The 17,397-nt window shown below is 64.3% G+C and carries 17 protein-coding genes; 14 read left to right on the top strand and 3 right to left on the bottom strand.

The window, feature by feature from the left end; translation table 11 throughout:
• Window positions 1–174 precede the first annotated feature (174 nt).
• Window positions 175–3,159, bottom strand: coding sequence for a hypothetical protein (locus J0J06_RS13945; protein WP_294043042.1), 2,985 nt, complete (start codon window positions 3,157–3,159; stop codon window positions 175–177).
• Between the two features lie 564 nt (window positions 3,160–3,723).
• Between J0J06_RS13945 and qatA the strand changes: the two genes are divergently transcribed.
• From qatA to J0J06_RS13990, 9 genes are all read left to right on the top strand, one after another.
• Window positions 3,724–5,682 carry a Qat anti-phage system ATPase QatA gene (gene qatA, locus J0J06_RS13950; protein WP_294043044.1) on the top strand — a complete coding sequence of 653 codons (1,959 nt, stop codon included), beginning with the start codon at window positions 3,724–3,726 and terminating at the stop codon, window positions 5,680–5,682.
• Window positions 5,682–6,563 carry a Qat anti-phage system associated protein QatB gene (gene qatB, locus J0J06_RS13955; protein WP_294043046.1) on the top strand — a complete coding sequence of 294 codons (882 nt, stop codon included), beginning with the start codon at window positions 5,682–5,684 and terminating at the stop codon, window positions 6,561–6,563. Before qatA ends, qatB begins: the two co-directional genes overlap by 1 nt.
• Window positions 6,560–7,909 (top strand): Qat anti-phage system QueC-like protein QatC, encoded by a 1,350-nt coding sequence (qatC, locus tag J0J06_RS13960; RefSeq protein ID WP_294043048.1) that lies wholly within the window; start codon window positions 6,560–6,562, stop codon window positions 7,907–7,909. Before qatB ends, qatC begins: the two co-directional genes overlap by 4 nt.
• An 8-nt stretch (window positions 7,910–7,917) precedes the next feature.
• On the top strand, window positions 7,918–8,667 hold the full coding sequence (qatD, locus tag J0J06_RS13965; protein ID WP_294043050.1) for a Qat anti-phage system TatD family nuclease QatD: 750 nt from the start codon (window positions 7,918–7,920) through the stop codon (window positions 8,665–8,667).
• An 82-nt stretch (window positions 8,668–8,749) separates the two neighbouring features.
• Window positions 8,750–9,298 (top strand): toll/interleukin-1 receptor domain-containing protein, encoded by a 549-nt coding sequence (locus tag J0J06_RS13970; RefSeq protein ID WP_294043052.1) that lies wholly within the window; start codon window positions 8,750–8,752, stop codon window positions 9,296–9,298.
• Between the two features lie 87 nt (window positions 9,299–9,385).
• Entirely contained in the window at window positions 9,386–10,147 is a 762-nt protein-coding gene (locus tag J0J06_RS13975) for an SIR2 family protein (protein ID WP_294043054.1), read from the top strand.
• A gap of 2 nt (window positions 10,148–10,149) precedes the next feature.
• Window positions 10,150–10,827, top strand: a complete 678-nt coding sequence (locus tag J0J06_RS13980; RefSeq protein ID WP_294043385.1) for a hypothetical protein — start codon at window positions 10,150–10,152, stop codon at window positions 10,825–10,827.
• 106 nt (window positions 10,828–10,933) lie between these two features.
• The gene (locus tag J0J06_RS13985) at window positions 10,934–11,413 is read left to right on the top strand and encodes a TIR domain-containing protein (RefSeq protein WP_294043056.1); all 480 of its coding nucleotides are present in this window, start codon (window positions 10,934–10,936) and stop codon (window positions 11,411–11,413) included.
• 61 nt (window positions 11,414–11,474) lie between these two features.
• Window positions 11,475–12,074, top strand: a complete 600-nt coding sequence (locus J0J06_RS13990) for a TIR domain-containing protein (protein WP_294043058.1) — start codon at window positions 11,475–11,477, stop codon at window positions 12,072–12,074.
• A gap of 65 nt (window positions 12,075–12,139) precedes the next feature.
• Here the strand turns inward: J0J06_RS13990 and J0J06_RS13995 are convergent, their stop codons facing one another.
• Window positions 12,140–12,757, bottom strand: coding sequence for a hypothetical protein (locus tag J0J06_RS13995; RefSeq protein ID WP_294043060.1), 618 nt, complete (start codon window positions 12,755–12,757; stop codon window positions 12,140–12,142).
• A gap of 99 nt (window positions 12,758–12,856) precedes the next feature.
• Between J0J06_RS13995 and J0J06_RS14000 the strand changes: the two genes are divergently transcribed.
• From J0J06_RS14000 to J0J06_RS14015, 4 genes are all read left to right on the top strand, one after another.
• Window positions 12,857–13,498: a hypothetical protein gene (locus J0J06_RS14000; protein ID WP_294043062.1), complete on the top strand. Its 642-nt coding sequence runs from the start codon at window positions 12,857–12,859 to the stop codon at window positions 13,496–13,498.
• Window positions 13,498–14,379, top strand: a complete 882-nt coding sequence (locus J0J06_RS14005) for a hypothetical protein (protein WP_294043064.1) — start codon at window positions 13,498–13,500, stop codon at window positions 14,377–14,379. Before J0J06_RS14000 ends, J0J06_RS14005 begins: the two co-directional genes overlap by 1 nt.
• A gap of 239 nt (window positions 14,380–14,618) precedes the next feature.
• The gene (locus tag J0J06_RS14010) at window positions 14,619–14,777 is read left to right on the top strand and encodes a hypothetical protein (RefSeq protein WP_294043065.1); all 159 of its coding nucleotides are present in this window, start codon (window positions 14,619–14,621) and stop codon (window positions 14,775–14,777) included.
• 1 nt (window position 14,778) lies between these two features.
• Window positions 14,779–15,549, top strand: a complete 771-nt coding sequence (locus tag J0J06_RS14015; protein ID WP_294043067.1) for a ThiF family adenylyltransferase — start codon at window positions 14,779–14,781, stop codon at window positions 15,547–15,549.
• 10 nt (window positions 15,550–15,559) lie between these two features.
• Here J0J06_RS14015 and J0J06_RS14020 read toward each other — a convergent pair whose 3' ends face one another.
• On the bottom strand, window positions 15,560–15,871 hold the full coding sequence (locus J0J06_RS14020) for a hypothetical protein (protein ID WP_294043069.1): 312 nt from the start codon (window positions 15,869–15,871) through the stop codon (window positions 15,560–15,562).
• Here J0J06_RS14020 and J0J06_RS14025 point away from each other — a divergent pair, their 5' ends adjacent.
• The gene (locus tag J0J06_RS14025) at window positions 15,872–17,395 is read left to right on the top strand and encodes a hypothetical protein (RefSeq protein WP_294043071.1); all 1,524 of its coding nucleotides are present in this window, start codon (window positions 15,872–15,874) and stop codon (window positions 17,393–17,395) included. It begins immediately after the preceding gene.
• The last annotated feature ends 2 nt before the right edge of the window (window positions 17,396–17,397 follow it).

The raw sequence follows: 17,397 nt of genomic DNA on the forward strand, positions 1-17,397 counted from the left end.
ATTTTCCTCTCTTCCCTTCCGATCACTTCTGCTGTTCCTGTCTCCTCTGCTTCTGCGGAGCGGCCTGGCCGCGTCCGCCCACCCCGCCTGCGGGGCCGCTTTTCCCGCGCCGGCCACAAACTGGCCGGTCCGCGGGGTCGGGTGCAGCCGGTCCGGATCATTCGTTTCTCCTGTTTAGCGCGTCGGTCCCGTGCTCCAGTCGATCGGCGCCCGGCTGGCCGGCGATCGAAGAGCGATGTGGTCTCGAACCGACGAGGCGATCGGCTCGGGCCAGGTAGGCCTGCCCTGCTCGCGGCTGAGTTTCACCGTCTCGGTCACCAGGTCGGCGACCCGGTTGTTACCGCGCCAGCCGTGCAGCAGCGGTGCCATCAGCGCCGGAGCGCCGGCGTTCGCCATCAAACGGCCGTCCGCGGCGAGTTCGATCGCGCGCGGGTGATGCGCGGCCAGGTCCAGCAGCATGAGCAATTGGGCGGTCGGTTTGCCGCTCGCTCGATCGAAGGCGACGATCCGCACATCCGGCAACTCGCCGTTGAATAGCGGCGCCGGCGTGTCGCGCAGACCACCGAACCCGTCGGGGACAGGTTCGGAATACTCGGTGCGACGGTCTTGACGCGCCGCGTCCCGCGTCGGCCGCGACCGGCGATTGGCGTCGTGTGACGCCTGCACCTGCTGCTCGATCACGGACACGTCGCGTCTGAATCCGTCGTCCATGGCCCAACGATCGAGACGTTTGAGCAAATCCGTCTCAAGGTCGCTTGGCCAGAAGCGCGACCCAGTACGCGAGAAATCCAGCGGCCGCTTCATCGCCGTCTCCGCCAGCGCCGCGATTGCTCGCTGCTGTGAGCCGCGAATGCCGCCCAGCTCGCGCTGGATATCCGGTCGGGCGAGCCAGCCGTCGGTCAGACCCAAGGCATGGGCCTTGGCGCCGTCGATCTCGAGCGGCACGCCACCGCCATAATCGGCGACATAGAGATCGAGCGACTGGATCCGGTCGAGCCGCTGACGATCAACCGGGTTGAGCGGCGCGTCGCGCGGCTCGGATGGCACGGAACGTGGGTTGGCCTCGTACCAGCTCCGGGTTTCAAGCGCTCTCCGCGTGGACCAGCCGGTCATCGACAGAGGTAAGATGCGACGCTCGTGACGACCGCCCCGGGCACTTGCAGGCGACTTGGCGAGACCGCCAGTCGGGCGGATGCCTTCGCATGCTTGATCCGCCGGCAGGATGGTCCTGTGCAATCGCTTTCGCTCGCGCGCCTTATCCGCCGCGGCGCGCTCGCGCGCTCGGTGTGCGGCCGCCAGCGCGTCGAGCATTCGCGCAAGCTGGTCGCCGAATGGATCGGCCGCGGCCGTGGTCGGCGCACGTTCGAGGCGAGGCCATTCTTTGTCTTCCTTCGCTGCTTGCGACCGACGGGCAGGTGTGATGATGGCGCCGCCGACTCGCTCCAGTTGCGGCACCGCGGCGATAGCCTGGGAAACGACCAGCGGTATTGATGCGGTGAGGCGCGACATTGGCGAAGGCAACGCATGGTAGCCGGGGGTCTGCGAATGAGCGAGGCGCGGTGCAACCGGGATGCTCGTCGAAACCGCCAGGCGGACTTGGGTTTCTGCGACACGCACGTTGTCCGCCGCCGTGGCGAGCGCCTTTGGCGACAGCGACCCCCTGCCGGAAGGTGTCGCAAGACGTCGGATTGGCTCGTCAGCCCCCACACGACTGGACGGGACATACAGGCGCTTGGCGGCAATAAGCTCCGAGTTCGATGTGGCCGCCACGACCGGATCGAGCGAGCGTGTCGTCGAGAGTGGCGCAGGCGGAGGTGATAGTCGAGACGGAGCCAGGTGCCCCCGTGCTTGGTGGTCAGCGATGGCGACCAGCTTGGCCGATGCTGAGAGCGCAGACGCGTTTACCCCCATCCGGTTAGCCGCCCTGTCGCGAACATCGACGTTTGCAAGGATCAGCCGCTGCGACGTGCGATAACTGTCGCGCGGCACGGCAGGTGCGAGGAGTCTCTCGACGTTAAGAGGGACCGGTCGCGCCGCAAGCAACCTTCGCGCTGGCACGCTGCGCTTGGCCGAGCGCGCCACTGCGGCCAGCGCGGCATCGCGGACCTTGGTCAATGCCTCGATCTTCTTTTCGGCATCGCGGACCGCGCGGCGCGCGGCGTTGCGCACGCTCTTGATACGGTTGCGCTCGTGCGCCCAGACATACTCGCCGCGCTTGAGCATAGCTGCCCGAGCTTCGCCGAGATGTTCACCTGCCTCGAGATTGAGGCCACGCGCGCCGTAGCCCAGACCCGTGTAGGCGCGATTGCTGCGCGCCTGCTCGGCCGCTGCCGTCATCGAGTGCGCCCAAAGATGTCTGAGCAGCTGCACGCCGTCCTTGCCGTCGAGCTCGCCCCGAACCTCGTCGGCGATCTCCCATTCGTAGATAGCGACGCGCCGCATCGGCCGTAGCGAGAAGCTGATGTGCGGATGAAAATTGCGCTGGTCGCCATCGGGTGACGGTTTGTGCAGGACCGCGGAATACGGCAGCCCGAGCGGCTCAAGGACCGTCTCGCAGAAATGCCGGACCGCGAAGGCCATCTCCTCGATGCTCATATCGGCGTCGAACGGAGCGATCGCACGGATCTGGATCTTGGCGTTTTTCCGGACGCTGGCATCCTCCAGCGCCTGCCAGCCGGCACCGACCTCCACCCAGTCATCGCCCATGTTGGTGATGATGATCGGCTCGCCGCTCGCGTCGAGCAACACCGCCTCGTCGCGCACGTCATATTCCCAGTTGTCGCGCGCGGCGCCGCGGTAGAAGCCCGGCGACTTGCGCCCGAGATAGCTCTGCTGCCAGATGATGCCGCGCATGCCGTGGTCGTCGATGACCCACGACGACGCTGTGGTGATAGAAACCGGTCGCCGCGATTGTTCCTTCACCGGCGTTGCCGTGACACGTTTCTCGACCGGCGACGTATGCGTGCTCGGCTTGTCAGGCCGCACCCGTACCTTGAATCGGGCGGCATAGCGGATGAGATCGCGATCAAGCTCGGCAAGTTCCTGCATCAACCGCCGCGCCGCGGCGCGATCCTCGATCGCCATCTGGACCTCCACCGCCTTCTCATGTCGCCTGATCCGGGCCTGCTTGCGCGCTTCGTCGCGCGCTTGTTTCAGCACGATCCTGACCGATTTCGGCGTTGCAGGGGTGCAACTGCCGTCGGGCAGGACGAGGAAGAACTCATACGGGGGCGGGGGTAGGACGGGACTGCGGGAGGCGCCCGAATTCGACGAAGGCGAATTCATTTAATGCGCCCCCCGCCCTAAATCTGAAAACCTTCCACTCAAGAAAACGATCGTCGGCCTGTCTTCGCCGATAATGTTCGCTTGACCGTCTCCCTCCAGCGCCTTTTCCACGGCCGGCTCAAAAAAGATCCTTTCGGACGGTCGCGCGACCTTGCCGAATTCCCACGCACGCGGGCAGGTCGGCCTGAGGCAACGATCTGCCGGGCAAGAGTGGATTCCAACGATCATCTCGCGAGGATGCCGCGTCCCGATCTCGGCGACGATGTAACCGGCCGGTTCGTTGAGAGATGATGCGCGCGATCTTCGTCGTTCGACACGCGGAATACATCCGATTTGGCGCTGATGGTGCAATCTCGCCAAGCCGCGTCTATGTAACATGGTGTAAACAGGTTAGTTTGGCGCGAAGACGTCGGAGGCAAAGCGACGATACGGGGGCGGATGTTTCTAGCTGATAGCGAGACCAAGATCGATCTCCTCAACAACGAGGCGATCGCTCAATCGATCATCGCCCTGCTGAGGGAGAGACCCGGTCGTCCGGTGACGATCGGCGTGCACGGCGACTGGGGCGCCGGCAAATCGAGCATCCTGGAAATGATCGAGGCCGGGATGGTGAGCCACGATCGCGCGCTCTGCATCAAGTTCAACGGCTGGCGGTTCCAGGGGTTCGAGGACGCGAAGATCGCGTTGATCGAGGGCATCGTGACCGCGCTCGTCGAGAGCCGATCGCTGCTCGCCAAGGCCGGCGAGACGGTCAAGGAGGTCTTCAAACGGATCGACTGGTTGAAGGTCGCGCGCCACGCGGGCGGCCTCGCCGTCACCGCTGTCACAGGGTTGCCGACACCCGATCAGATCGGCACGATCGTCTCTACCTTGAAGGGCTTCGCGAGCGACCCGATGAAACTCGCGACGAAGGAGAATTACGACGGTGTCATCGACAGCGTCGAAGGCCTGCTCAAGCCCGCGAAGTCGAAACACGTGCCCGAGGAAATCGAGGAATTCCGCAAGGCGTTCGATGACCTGCTGGAGAAGGCGGGGATCGACCAGCTCGTCGTCCTGATCGACGATCTGGACCGCTGCCTGCCGGACACGGCCATCGAGACGCTCGAGGCGATCCGTCTGTTCGTGTTCACTGACAACACCGCGTTCGTCGTCGCGGCCGACGAGGCGATGATCGAATATTCGGTTCGCAAGCACTTCCCCGATCTGCCGGACACGACAGGGCCGCGCGATTACGCGCGCAATTACCTCGAGAAGCTCATCCAGGTGCCGTTCCGCATCCCGGCCTTGGGCGAGGCCGAAACGCGCATCTACGTCACCCTGCTGTTGGTCGGCACCGAGCTCGGGGAGGACGATGAAGGTTTCACGGAACTGATCAACGCGGCGCGCGACCTGCTGCGTCGTCCGTGGACCAATGCGGGCCTGGATGCAGAGACGGTCAAGAAGGCGCTGGGCGATAAAGCCGGTGCAGCGCAGAACGCGATCACGCTGAGCGACCAGATCGGGCCGCTGCTGGCGAGCGGGACGCAGGGTAATCCACGGCAGATCAAGCGGTTCCTCAACGCGCTGCTGCTGCGCCAGCACATCGCGGGAACGCGCGGGTTCGGCAAGGACATCGGGCTGCCGGTGCTCGCCAAGCTGATGCTCGCCGAGCGTTTCATCCCGCGGTTCTTCGACCAGATCGCAAGCGCCGCCGCCCGCGATCCCGACGGCAAGTGCGAGGATCTGGCGGCCCTGGAAAAGACGCCGGAAGAGCCGCCGTCCGCCGTGGCCGAGGCCGGTCCGAAGATCAGGGTCGTCGATCCCAAGCCGGCATCCCGCGACAAGCCGAAGGCCGACAGCGAGCAGGTGATCGAATGGCGCGGCTCGGAGGCGATCCGAGATTGGGCGAAGCTGACTCCCGGCCTAGCTGGCGTCGATCTCCGGCCTTACTTGTTCGTCGCCAAGGATCGGAAGGACTATTTCGGCGCGACCTCCGCGCTAGGCCGATTGACTGCCGTCGTCGACAAGCTGTTGGGGCCGAAAATCCTCGTCCAGGGTCTCGAGCCCGAGTTGAAACAACTCGCGCCCGCAGAGGCCGGGCAGGTCTTCGAAGCACTACGGTCGCGGATCATGGGTAGCGATGCGTTCGATACCGCGCCGGCCGGGATCGACGGCGTGGGCGTGCTGGTCAGGGCGCATCCTACCCTGCAAGGAAACTTGGTCGATATGCTGGAGGCGCTTCCCGCCGCGCGCTGCGGACCCTGGCCGGCGCAGGGCTGGACCGGCGTGATCGTCTCGACCGAGGCGAAGACGCGGTTCGACGCGTTGGTGAAGGTTTGGTCGCAGTTGGACGGTAAGTCCGGTCTCAAGACGACGGCGACGGCGGCGCTGCGCACACCCACGCGGAGGGGCGGCTGATGGGAACGTCGAGCGCATTCGGCGGCGCCGGCGGGGGCACGCCTCTCGTCCCGAGCTGGGTCGATGGTGGCGGCGCCGCGCCGGCCACGCCGGCGTCCACACCAGCCGCTCCGACCGCGCCGGCACCGGCGCCGGTTCAGACCCCGGCCGCCCCGGCGGCTCGGCCGGCCCCGACCGCGGCGCCGGGCGGCGCTCGACGGTTCAGTGACGCGCGCCGGAACTTCTCGTCCTTCACCGGCTCCGGCGGGTCGGACCGACGCAGCCTCGGCAGGGCGGTATCGCAATACGTCTCGCGAAGTTCGGGCGGAGCGGGAAACGCCGCGCGCAAGATGGGATCGTCCCGCGCGTCGGCGGCCAGGCTCGCGGGTTTCCTCGGCGACGTCCGCCGCGGCGGGCTCGTGCAGGCGCTCCGCTCGCTCGATCTCGGCGCGTTAGCCGGGCAGCCGATCGAGCGCGTCTTCGCGGATCTCGCCGACTATATCTGCCCGGAAGGCGGATCGATCGACGAGGGCATCGCGCGCGAGGCGTTCATCGAAACCGTCGCCGAACTGGCCTCGGCCGGTATCCACGATCTCGACACGCTGACGCCGGCGCAGACGCAGACGGTGTTCGAGCTCTACGCCGCGCATACGATCGAGGCCCGGATCTGCAACGACATCGGCACGAAGATGGTGACTCTGCCGACGAGCGCGGCGGCAGCCGAGCGGGTGCAGGCGCAGCTGCACGACTTCATCCTGCGCGGCGTGAGCGACGCATTGGCGACAATCGGAACGGACATCGGTACGCTGACGCCGGATCGCGTCAACGACTTCGTCGGCGGCGTCTACCAATCCGCATTCGAGGTTCTCGAAGCGCTCGGCGAGGCGGAGGCGGAACGATGAACCGGCATGTGATCATAGGGCGGTTCGGGGATGAAGATCGGCAGCGAGTTCCGTCAGCCAGGGACGAGGTCGTAACGAGCCTACAACTCGCGGCCGGCAAGACGATCCGTTACGGGATCGGCCACGCGTTGAACGATCTGCGGGCTCTCGGTTTGGTACCGAGCGATATCGGCATCGATTTCATGGTGCTGGCCGCCCACGTCCACGCCGCCGACACCCGCCTGTCGCGTGCGTCCGAATCCCAGGACGGCTGGACACGCGAGATCAGGCTCGTCGTGCCCGTCAGCGACCCCGCGCGCTGGACGGCCGCCGCCGAGATCGTCCGTCGCGCGCTCGACTTCCTGACCGGCGACAGGTGGACGATTGGGTTCAGGGCGCGGCCAAAACCATTCCAAGACATCGCGCTGCCGCTCCCACCGGCTTTGCTCGACAGCCCTTATGATGGCATCAGCCTGTTCTCCGGCGGTCTGGACAGCCTCATCGGGGCGATCGACCGCCTCGAAGACAGCAAGACGCCGCTGCTCGTCAGCCACGCCGCCGAAGGCGCGGTGAGCAAGTCGCAGGACGATTGCTACAAGGCGCTGAAACAGGCTTACAATGCCAACCCCTTCGAACGGCTTCGGGTGTGGATGAGCTTCGACGGCAACCTGGTCGACGGTGTCGCCGCCGAACACACCACGCGAGGGAGGTCGTTCCTGTTCTTCGCGCTCGGCGTCTGTGCCGGCACCGCGCTCGGCAAACCGTTCACGCTGCAGGTGCCCGAGAATGGCCTGATCGCGCTGAACGTGCCGCTCGATCCACTCCGGCTCGGCGCGCTCAGCACGCGCACCACGCATCCGTTCCACATCGCGCGGTGGAACGAATTGCTCGGCGCGATCGGCGTGCCAGGTAAACTCCACAATCCATATTGGGACAAAACCAAGGGCGAGATGGTTGGCGGATGCGCCAACCAGGCGCTGCTCGATTCGATCTCGGCCGCTTCGCTGTCCTGCTCGTCGCCGGCCAAGGCGCGCTGGCAGGGTCTACCGCAAGGTCATTGCGGATATTGCCTGCCCTGCTTGATCCGCCGCGCGTCGCTATTTGGCCGCGACAAGACCACCTACAGCTTGCTGGACTTGAACGCGCGCAAGCTCGACACCGGCCAGGCCGAAGGCCAACAGGTCCGCTCGTTCCAGATCGCGATCGATCGTCTCGCCAAGCGGCCGGAACTCGCGTCGCTCCTGATTCATAAGTCCGGTAGCTTGCGCGATGTGGCGGCGAATGTGGACGCACTCGCCGGCGTCTACGGCCGCGGGTTGGCCGAGGTCGGCCGATTGCTGGCTGGCGTCACGGCGGGTCCGCGCTAACAAGCGGCATGCCTGACACCGCCCTCGTCGATTTCCATTGCCATCTCGACCTCTACCCCGACTTCGAAGCGGCGGTCGCCGCGTGCGAACGCGAGGGCGTCTATACGCTGACTGTGACGACGACGCCGAAGGCTTGGTCTCGCAACCACGCCGTCACGTCGAAGACCAAGTACGTGCGCGCGGCGCTCGGACTTCACCCCCAGTTGGTCGGCGAGCGAGCATCGGAGATCGCGTTGTGGGAAGCGCTGCTACCATCCACTCGTTATGTCGGCGAGGTCGGCCTGGACGCGGGACCGCGCTTCTACAAAACCTTCGACGCTCAGCAGCGCGTGTTCGAGCGGGTGCTGCTGGCGTGCGCCGCCGCGGGGAACAAGATTCTCACCATCCATAGCGTTCGGGCGGCGAGGCAGGTGCTGGACATGATCGAGGAGCATCTTCCGCGCGGGGCCGGCACACCGGTCCTGCACTGGTTCACCGGCACGGTGGCCGAGGCGCGCCGGGCGACCGAGCTCGGATGTTATTTCTCGGTCAACGCCGCGATGATGACCGACGAGAAACGGCGGGCATTGGTGGCGGCATTGCCGGTCGACCGGTTGCTTACTGAGACCGACGGCCCTTTCACGAAGAAAGGCGAGCGCCCATCGGCGCCAGTGAACGTCATCGACGCGGTTTTCGGGTTGGCGGAGCTCTTGAATGTTCCACCAGTCGAGATGGCCAGGATGATCCGCGCGAATCTGCGAAGAATGCTTGGAGAATGAAGGCACGCACCCCGATGTTGAAATGCTATTTCGGCGATCTTGCGCCTTATGATGGCGAGCAAGCCAGGGACAAGGATGTTTGATGGCAAGGTATGTAACCAGAGAAGAGTTGCGCGGTTTTGCGGCGAACATGCCGATTTCCGAGCAAGCGAGCCTCCGAAAGTCGATGGCATCGCGTAGTCTCGCCGGATCGACCTTCTTGTCGCATTCGAGCAAGGATGAGGATCTGGTCATCGGCGCTACTAAGGTGCTCGAGAACCATGGGGCCACGGTCTATGTCGACGAGATCGATCCGGCGATGCCGCCCTATACAAGCGAGAAGACTGCGAACTTGCTCAAGCGACGAATCGCGCAGACGCAGCGCTTCGTGTTGTTGGCCAGCCCCAACAGCAAGGAGAGTAAGTGGGTGCCATGGGAACTGGGCATCGCGGACGGCGAGAAAGGGCTAGAGCGTATCGCGCTGTTCCCGGCTTCGGACTCGAGCGATGGCTGGGCGAACTGGGAATATCTTGGTCTCTATCGTCGGATTGCCTGGGGCAAGATGGAAGGCAAGGCCGACTACCTCTGGATGGTCCTGGACGAAAAGCGCAATGAGGCGGTACCGCTCCGAGCTTGGCTCACGGGAGCGTGATAAGCGTTTAATATTGAACCGGATTGGCGTCGGTCATTCTGGTAACGATGACGTCGCGCCATTATTGCGGACGGAAAGGGGACATCTGTGAAACCGCACGTCATACGCTTCATCGACGACTATTTCCGCGATCTTGAAACCGGCGATGCCGGAATCTTTGCCGGTGCCGGCCTGTCTGTACCTGCCGGTTTCGTGGATTGGCGCGATCTGCTGCGCCCGCTTGCCAATGAGATCGACCTCGACATCGCGCGCGAAACCGACATGGTGGCCATCGCGCAGTTCCATGTAAACGCCAACGGCATGAATCGCGCGCGGTTGCACCGGGCGGTTGTGGAAGCGTTTTCGAGCGATGCGCCGCCGACTGCCAATCATCGGTTGCTCGCGCAACTGCCGGTCACGACGTGGTGGACGACGAATTACGACAAGCTGATCGAAACAGCGCTTCGAGATGCCGGCAAGATCGTCGACGTGAAATATACGGTGCCGCAGCTTGCCATCACGGCCCCGCGTCGCGACGCCATCGTCTACAAGATGCACGGCGATGTCGAGCACCCCAATCAGGCCGTGGCAACGCGTGATGACTACGAAGGCTATTCGACAACGCGCGGCGCATTCATCAATGCGCTGGCCGGTGATCTTGTGTCGAAAACGTTCTTGTTCCTCGGCTTCAGCTTCACCGATCCCAACCTCGAACAGGTGCTATCGCGGATCAGGCTGACATTCCGCCAGGATCAGCGTCGCCACTACGCCATCTTCCGCAACTGCAAGCGGGGGCCTGACGATGACGATGCGACCTTCGCCCATGCTCGCGTGCGCCAGGAACTCGTGCTCAAGGATCTCGAACGCTAAATATCAAGGCTGTCCTGGTCGACGAATATGACGAGGTCACCGAGATCCTCGAAGAACTCGTACGCCGATACCGACGCCGCACGGTATTCGTATCCGCCAGCGCGGCCGATTTCTCACCTTGGGGTGAGGAGGAGGTCACACAGTTCATGCGATCGCTTGGCGCCGCTTTGGCGACCGCAGGCCTACGGATCGCGACCGGGCTAGGTTTGGGCGTCGGCAACGCCCTGTTTACCGGAGCGGTCGAGGAGGTCATCCGCCGTAGGCTCGGGCACATTGAAGACTTGATCGTGGCGCGGCCCTTTCCGCAGGCGATCCCTGAAGCCGAGCGGCAAGCGATGTGGGACGCTTATCGGCGCAGCATCATCGGTCAGTCTGGCGTGTCGATCTTCCTGTTCGGCAACAAGGATGTCGGCGGGTCGGTGGTGACCGCCGACGGGATGCGTGCCGAGTTCAAGATCGCGCAGGAGTTAGGATCGGTAACGATCCCGGTCGGAGCGACGGGCTCGATGGCGGAAACGCTCGCCGCCGAAACACTTGCCGCGCCCGACGATGTGGTTGCGCTGCTCGGTGACGCGGGTGCGGCTGCCATCAAGAAGCTGGCCGAGCCGACCGATTACTTGCAGTCGTTGGTGAAGCCGATCGTCGAGTTGGTTGGCACGCTGAAGGCGGGTCAGCGATGACGACCGGGTGCGGCGTAAAACGACATTGGCGTTCCTAGCGCGTCCGCTTTGAACGCGTGCGCACCCACAGGTTAGCAACCATCAACAAGGCGATAGGATCGAAGACATGGCCAAGAAATGCTTTCTGAGTTTCCACTACAAGCCGGATAATTGGCGCGTATCTCAGGTGCGCAATATGGGCGCGATCGAGGAACAGCCGCTGCTCGCCGCGAACGAGTGGGAGGAGATCGAAAAAAAGGGCGACAAGGCGATCGAGGACTGGATCGAGAAGCATATGAAGGACAAGCAGTGTCTTGTCGTGCTGGTTGGCGAGAAGACCGCCGGGCGCCCCTGGGTCAAATACGAAATCAAGAAGGCTTGGAAAGATGGTAAGGGCGTCGTGGGCATTCGCATTCACGGGCTGAAAGATGCGGCGGGCAATCAGGCGAAGATCGGTGGTGATCCGTTCGCCGGCCTGACCGTCGACGGAGGCCCCATCGTGGGTGTCGTGCACGACACGCCGTACTCGACGAGCAAATATGTCTATGATCATATCAAGGACAATATCGACGACTGGGTCGATGCCGCGATCAAGGCGCGTAAGTGAAGGGAGTCGTTATGTTTGGGCGCGACGATCATGACGTCAAAGGGACAGGCATACGTTGACCGTGCGGCGGACCTTCTTCTCCTTTCATTATCAGCCCGACTGCAGGCGGGCATGGAATGTTCGTAACAGCTGGGTCGTGAGACCGGCGGACGAGGAGAGCCGCGGTTTCTTCGACGCGAGCGTGTTCGAGAAGTCGAAGCGCGAAGGCGAACAGGCGCTGAAGACCTTCCTCAGGAAGGGCCTTGAAAACACGTCCGTCACCTGTGTGCTCGCGGGCACGGAGACTTGGAGCCGGCGCTGGGTGCGCTACGAAATCGCGCGAAGTGTGTTGAAGGGAAATGGCCTGCTGACCGTGCATATTCATGGCGTCCGCGACATGAACAATGGGACGTGTGCGAAAGGGCCAGATCCGCTCACAGCTATGGGGCTATACCGGACCGCAAACGGCATTTTCTTTGCCGAGTGGAGCGGCGGCAAGTGGGTTCGTTACGCCGATCACAGCGCGGCTGTGCCGGAAACCGATCTGTGGTTTGCCGCGCCGCCGGACAATCACGTCGTGGCGCTGTCAGTGCATTGCTCGGCTCACGATTTTGCGACGGATGACGGTCGGAACAGAATCAGTGCCTGGATCGAGGCGGCTGCGACGCGGGCCGGCAGGTAAGATGGTGCGAAAACGGGGGGCTGCAATTGACCTCGTCTGGCAAACAAGGTTGTCGCGCTCCCGCGCTACTCCTCGACGAACCTGAGCCGATCGAGCTCTGCGCTCACTTCGGTTTCCGTTGCTGACAATCGCTCGGCCCACTGGCGAACGATCGTTGGCATGTACATCGCGCTATCGAGCACCAGCCCTGCGCCCCCTGCGGCAGCGGCCGTAGCCGCGGCTCGCCTCTCGTCGATCACGCGCACCGTTCCGAGTGGTTCGACATAGCGTTCGTCATGACGATGTCGCTTGCCCATCTGGGCAAGCGCGTTCGATCCGAACACTGCAAAGCTCTCGGAGGGGATAGACCGTCGGGCCAGATAGCCCGCCGGTAGCGCATTTTTCGCTCCAGCCAGCATGCACGGCGCTAGTTCGGGCCAGCGCTCGACCACGTATCGTGCCGCCAGGGCCGGGACCATGAACGCGTCCATCAACTTCGTCGCCGTCGCAAACGCGGCGAGTTCGGCGATGCCATAGCGTATCCGGCTCGTGGCGTCGTCCCTCACAGGTACGCCATGGCGCTGCAACTGCCGCAGCCGCGCATCGAACGCCGTCCGCGCGCTTACTGGCAGACCACACGCATCCATTAAGACTGTCACGCTGTCGGCGAACGTCAGGCTGAGGTGGGAGCTCGGGCTAGACACCGCAGCCTCATGACTCGCTCCCACTGCCCCACGCAAGTATCCCCGTTGACTCAGACAACAACACGGACGTATAGGAATGACGCCATGTCACTCCACCCGATGCCTTTCACGCCGATTGCGCCTGCATCGCTCATTCACCAAGCAGATGGGGTGTTCTCGATCGAGATGAGCAAGGCCGACCCCCACGTCATGCACCTGGTGATGGCATGGAAAGGGACACGTATGCTGTGGACCAGACACTTCGGCGACCTCGCTGACCGCGACGCAGTGCTCGGCCGATTCGTCAACGGCGGGTTCGATCTGGTTTTTCTTGGGCGCGTCACCGCCATCTTCGGACCGACCACGATCAACGCCGCCGTCGACAAGCTCGTCGAAGAGGCCAGCGAATCCCGACGCGAGGCGGCTGAGGCCGCTGCGCGGCGGCAGCGTGACCGGCACATCATCAATCTGTACGCGCCCAATACCAAGCGCGGCTATAAACTCGAGCTCCGGCGCAAGGGCGAGCCGGACGCCGAATGGTCGGTGCGTTACGACCGCGCTATCGAGCGCGATCGCCTGTGCGATTGGGTGCGGTGGCAGGTGCCGCGCTTTGCCGAGTTTCTCAAACATGCCGAGAAGCGTGGCGGCGAAGCGCTGACCCGCCTGTTGACCGACGAGATGTTCGAGACCGAGCGGCGCGTAAAGAAGGAAGGTCGCGGCGCCGGTGGCATGCGGCCGTTGCGGATGTGGCGAGGCGACTGATGAACGATCTCACGCCCTTCCGCCCCGCCACCCCCGCGATGATCGTCGGCCGTTCAATCGACGATGGCCCGGCACCCTTGGGCTTGAGCGAGCCGTTCGCGTTGCTCGGCGGCGACCGGCTGGGCCCAGACGGCATTCCGTTCGAACTCATGCACGAGCATCAGCCGGCGTTCCTGCGCTCGGTGACCGCGACGTGCCAAGCGCTCGTCGCTTCAGGCGGTACTTGGTTCCGTGCTGCACCGATGTTACTCACCGGCCCGCAAGGGTCGGGCCGGACCCATGCCGCACGCTGGTTGGCGCAGAAGGCGGGTGTGCCGCACGTCGTGCTCAACCTGAGCGACCCGCTCATCGCGGGCAGCATCGCGTCGTCCGGCGACGTCGGCGAGGCGCTATGGGCGACGCCAGTCACCGTCGCGATGGCGGCGACACGTTGTGCCAATCCGGTCGCCACCGTCATCGGCCTCGACCGGGTCGGCGACGATGTCGCCAACGGGTTCGCCGCGATGGTCGATCCGGCGACCTGCCGATCGTGGAGCGAGGACCAGCTCGAGATCATGATGGATTACGGTGAGGTCAGTTGGGTCATCCAGTGCGATAGTCTCACCAAGGTGCCGCCATCCTTGTGCGAACAAGCGGCGCACATCGCCTTCACGAACTTCCCACGCGGGACAGCGACCACGGCCGCGCTGTCGATCATGCTCGAAGTGGTCCATGATCTCGGACTCGACCCGGCCAATCCGGCGCTCAACTGGCCGCAGGTCGAGCGGCGTCTTGGCGGTTATCACGGCAGCGCCAAGCAACTCTACCGGGAGATGACCGACGCCGTTCGCTGGGCCGCGCGCGGCGAAGAACCCGACCCCGATTTCGACGTACCGTACTGATCAACTCGAAGGAGAACAACGATGACGACGCTTGCCAAATCCCTCGCCGACCATCGCCTGTCTGCTGACCGTCCCATGCACGATCCGGTGCCCCGCACGCGTCGAATCTCTATCTCGTCGGCGAAGCCGAACGCTCCACCCAGGCGCCGGCCGCGCCGGCCGGACGGACCTCGATCCAGATCAACGGGCAATGGCATGCGCTGCGCGGCCGCACTGCGACGTTCGAGCAACTGTTGCGATTGGCATTCCCGACCCGCCCGCTGGCGACGCCCGGTGCGGCCACCGTGTCGTTCCGCAGCGGGATCGGCCTGCGCCGGAGCGGGCTGATGACCCCGGGCGATGTTATCGAGATTGCCGATGGCCTCGTGGTCAACGCCGACGCGACCTACGCCAGCTGATATGGCCGCCGATAACATCCAGACCGTCGTGACGAGTCCATTCGTCTACGAGGACACTGCCGCGACCCGGGCCGGGATCGCGGCGGTGTCGGCGCGGCTTGCGGGCGGGAGGATCGCGATCATCGGGTTGGGCGGCACCGGCTCCGAAGTGCTCGACCTGATCAGCAAGACGCCGTGCGAACGCATCCTGCTATTCGATAGCGACCGCGTCGAACAACACACTGCGTGGCGCGCGCCCGGCGCGATGTCGTACATCGATACCGTGGCCGAACGGCACAAGGTCGAACACTACGCCGAAGTGTACGGTCGTATGCACAAAGGCATCCGCCGATATGCGGAAGATCTCAACCCGGATAACGCCTATTTGCTCGACGACGTGGATTTCGTGTTCGTCTGCGTCGACAGCGTCCGCGCCCGCGCGGTCATCATCCCCGAGCTCGAGCAACGCGATCTGCCGTTCATCGACTGCGGCCTCGGGCTCCGGTTGGTCGACGATCGCATATTGGGACAGGTTCGCGTGACGACCAGCACGCCGACGATGCGCGCGCACGTCCGCGACAACGGACGCATCCCGATGACGGGCAGCGACGACGATGAACTCTATCGCAGCAACATCCAGGTCGCCTGCCTCAACCGGCTTGCAGCCACGCTGGCGGTCATTCAGTACAAGCAATTGAGAGGCTTCTACGCCGACACGCAGGCTGAATATACCTGCGTTTATTCGGTCGACGGTAACACCATCGTCAACGCGGACCAGTCGGCGCCGCGATGACGATGCGATGCTACCGCTGTTGCAACAGGAGCGCACCGCTGGCGGCGAGACGGTAGATGTCGGCGACCTCGCGTTCCGTCGCGCGCCACGGGAACCGAGGATCGGCGCCGCGTGGCACGGAGGCCCAGGCGGCTTCTGGGACCGGCGCGAGCGGCTGCCAGACGGTTTCGAGTTTGACGATCGCGTCGTCGCCGTCGTTGCGCACCCCTTCGACCATGACATCGAAGTCTGCCAAGAACGGATGTTCGATGATCTCTGCGGCGCGCCGGCGATCGTTCCGGGTCGGGTCTTTTTCCAGCGCGGTGACGATCGTCTCCGGCAAATGCTGCCGCCGGAGCCTAATCGTCGCTTTGTCTCCCAGCACCGCGACGGCTGGCACCCGATGCGACAGCTCGATCCGTTCGGCCACGGCCTGGCCCCCACTTACGCGGATCTTGACCGCCATGTGACCGAGTTCGCGCCGCGCCCGCCGCGCGAAACGGCCGAAGATCGGGGCGGTGCCCACTTGATCAGTGAGGCTCAAGGTCTTGGCCAGGGCGCGGTCGGTCCGCGACCAGGCGAGCCATTTGGCGAGCACCGACGATCCCGATACCAGCCACAGCGGCACGCCGGTCTCGCCCGCGGCGTCGACCATCGCGGTGGCGCGCTCGAACGCGATACGCGCTTCGATCGCCGAAGCGAGTTGCTCGAAGGCGTGAGGCGATCCGTCGCTAATCGCGATGGTCGTGCCGCCGATGCTTGCGTCAATACGGTCTTGATCGTCAATGATCGCGACGCCCGTCGGATCGACCATCGCTATCATCGCCTCGACGATCGCGTGCGGCGTCTCGGGTTTGCCGCTCATTTCGGGGTGACCTCGGCCATCGCGCATGGCCATAGCGCGGTCGCACGGTCGTTGCCCACCATCGTCGGATATTTGCCGAAATCGACGCGGTTACATCGTCACGGCAGTTTTGCCGCGTCACGCTGTCTTTCGGAGGCAGCCATGGCAGATGACGTTCCTAAAAACTATCCAGCATTGATCGCGGCGATCGACGACGAAATCGCCCAGGCGCGCGGACTCGTTGCCGGTGCGAAAGCGCAAATCCTCGCGCTCGATGACGAACAGGCGGCGCTCGGGCATCACCCTCATTATGCGATCTATCGTCATGGCGGCATCGCCGCCGTGCGCGACATGGGTGTCGCGCACATTTTCGCGCATGCCGGCTTCTACCGGCTGCCATATGAAGAGGCGATCGCGCGACTGGCCGATGCGCGCCACGAAGTCGATCACGACTGTCTGATCATCGCATTGAAGTACGTCTGCGAGAGTGATCCATTGCTTGAGATCACGGGCCTCGCCTGGCTGGAAGAACAGGATCTGCTCAAACGCGGTGGTCTCGACCCGTTTTGGGTCAAGCGGCCTAAATTAGGCTTGGGATATCCGGCGAAGCTCCATGCGCTGACCGCAGCGGACGCTGAGCCGCATCGTGGCCTCTATACGCTGACCCCGTCCGACCTGCGCGATCGCTTCGCCGCGGCCACCGATACGCCCGACGACACGTTCGGTGATCTGCTACCGATGGTGATCGCGGCCGGCGGCGCGGCGCTGGCGGCGATCGGTGGCGCGGCGAGTGAAGCGGACGCCGCCGATCGCTATCGGGCAAACTGCGCCAGCTTCGCCGCACACCAGCGCGCGACCGGTGATCGCCGCTGGCGGTGGAAACCGCCTCTCTCGCGCCAGGGGCACCACGCCCGGACCATCGCTGACCTCAACGAAGTTCCCATGCCCGCCGAGCGCACCCGCGGCCACGCGGCCAACTGGCTCGACGACAACGGCGCCAACCCACGGTTCCGGGAACGCTGATC

The organism is Sphingomonas sp. (assembly GCF_017304615.1).
Classification (GTDB): domain Bacteria; phylum Pseudomonadota; class Alphaproteobacteria; order Sphingomonadales; family Sphingomonadaceae; genus Sphingomonas.

Bases quoted from the DNA above. Each gene is read 5' to 3' on its own strand.
- qatA (WP_294043044.1), top strand. From the start codon at position 3,724: ATGTTTCTAGCTGATAGCGAGACCAAGATCGATCTCCTCAACAACGAG.
- qatB (WP_294043046.1), top strand. From the start codon at position 5,682: ATGGGAACGTCGAGCGCATTCGGCGGCGCCGGCGGGGGCACGCCTCTC.
- qatC (WP_294043048.1), top strand. From the start codon at position 6,560: ATGAACCGGCATGTGATCATAGGGCGGTTCGGGGATGAAGATCGGCAG.
- qatD (WP_294043050.1), top strand. From the start codon at position 7,918: ATGCCTGACACCGCCCTCGTCGATTTCCATTGCCATCTCGACCTCTAC.
- J0J06_RS13970 (WP_294043052.1), top strand. From the start codon at position 8,750: ATGGCAAGGTATGTAACCAGAGAAGAGTTGCGCGGTTTTGCGGCGAAC.
- J0J06_RS13985 (WP_294043056.1), top strand. From the start codon at position 10,934: ATGGCCAAGAAATGCTTTCTGAGTTTCCACTACAAGCCGGATAATTGG.
- J0J06_RS14000 (WP_294043062.1), top strand. From the start codon at position 12,857: ATGCCTTTCACGCCGATTGCGCCTGCATCGCTCATTCACCAAGCAGAT.
- J0J06_RS14005 (WP_294043064.1), top strand. From the start codon at position 13,498: ATGAACGATCTCACGCCCTTCCGCCCCGCCACCCCCGCGATGATCGTC.
- J0J06_RS14015 (WP_294043067.1), top strand. From the start codon at position 14,779: ATGGCCGCCGATAACATCCAGACCGTCGTGACGAGTCCATTCGTCTAC.
- J0J06_RS14025 (WP_294043071.1), top strand. From the start codon at position 15,872: ATGCTGCCGCCGGAGCCTAATCGTCGCTTTGTCTCCCAGCACCGCGAC.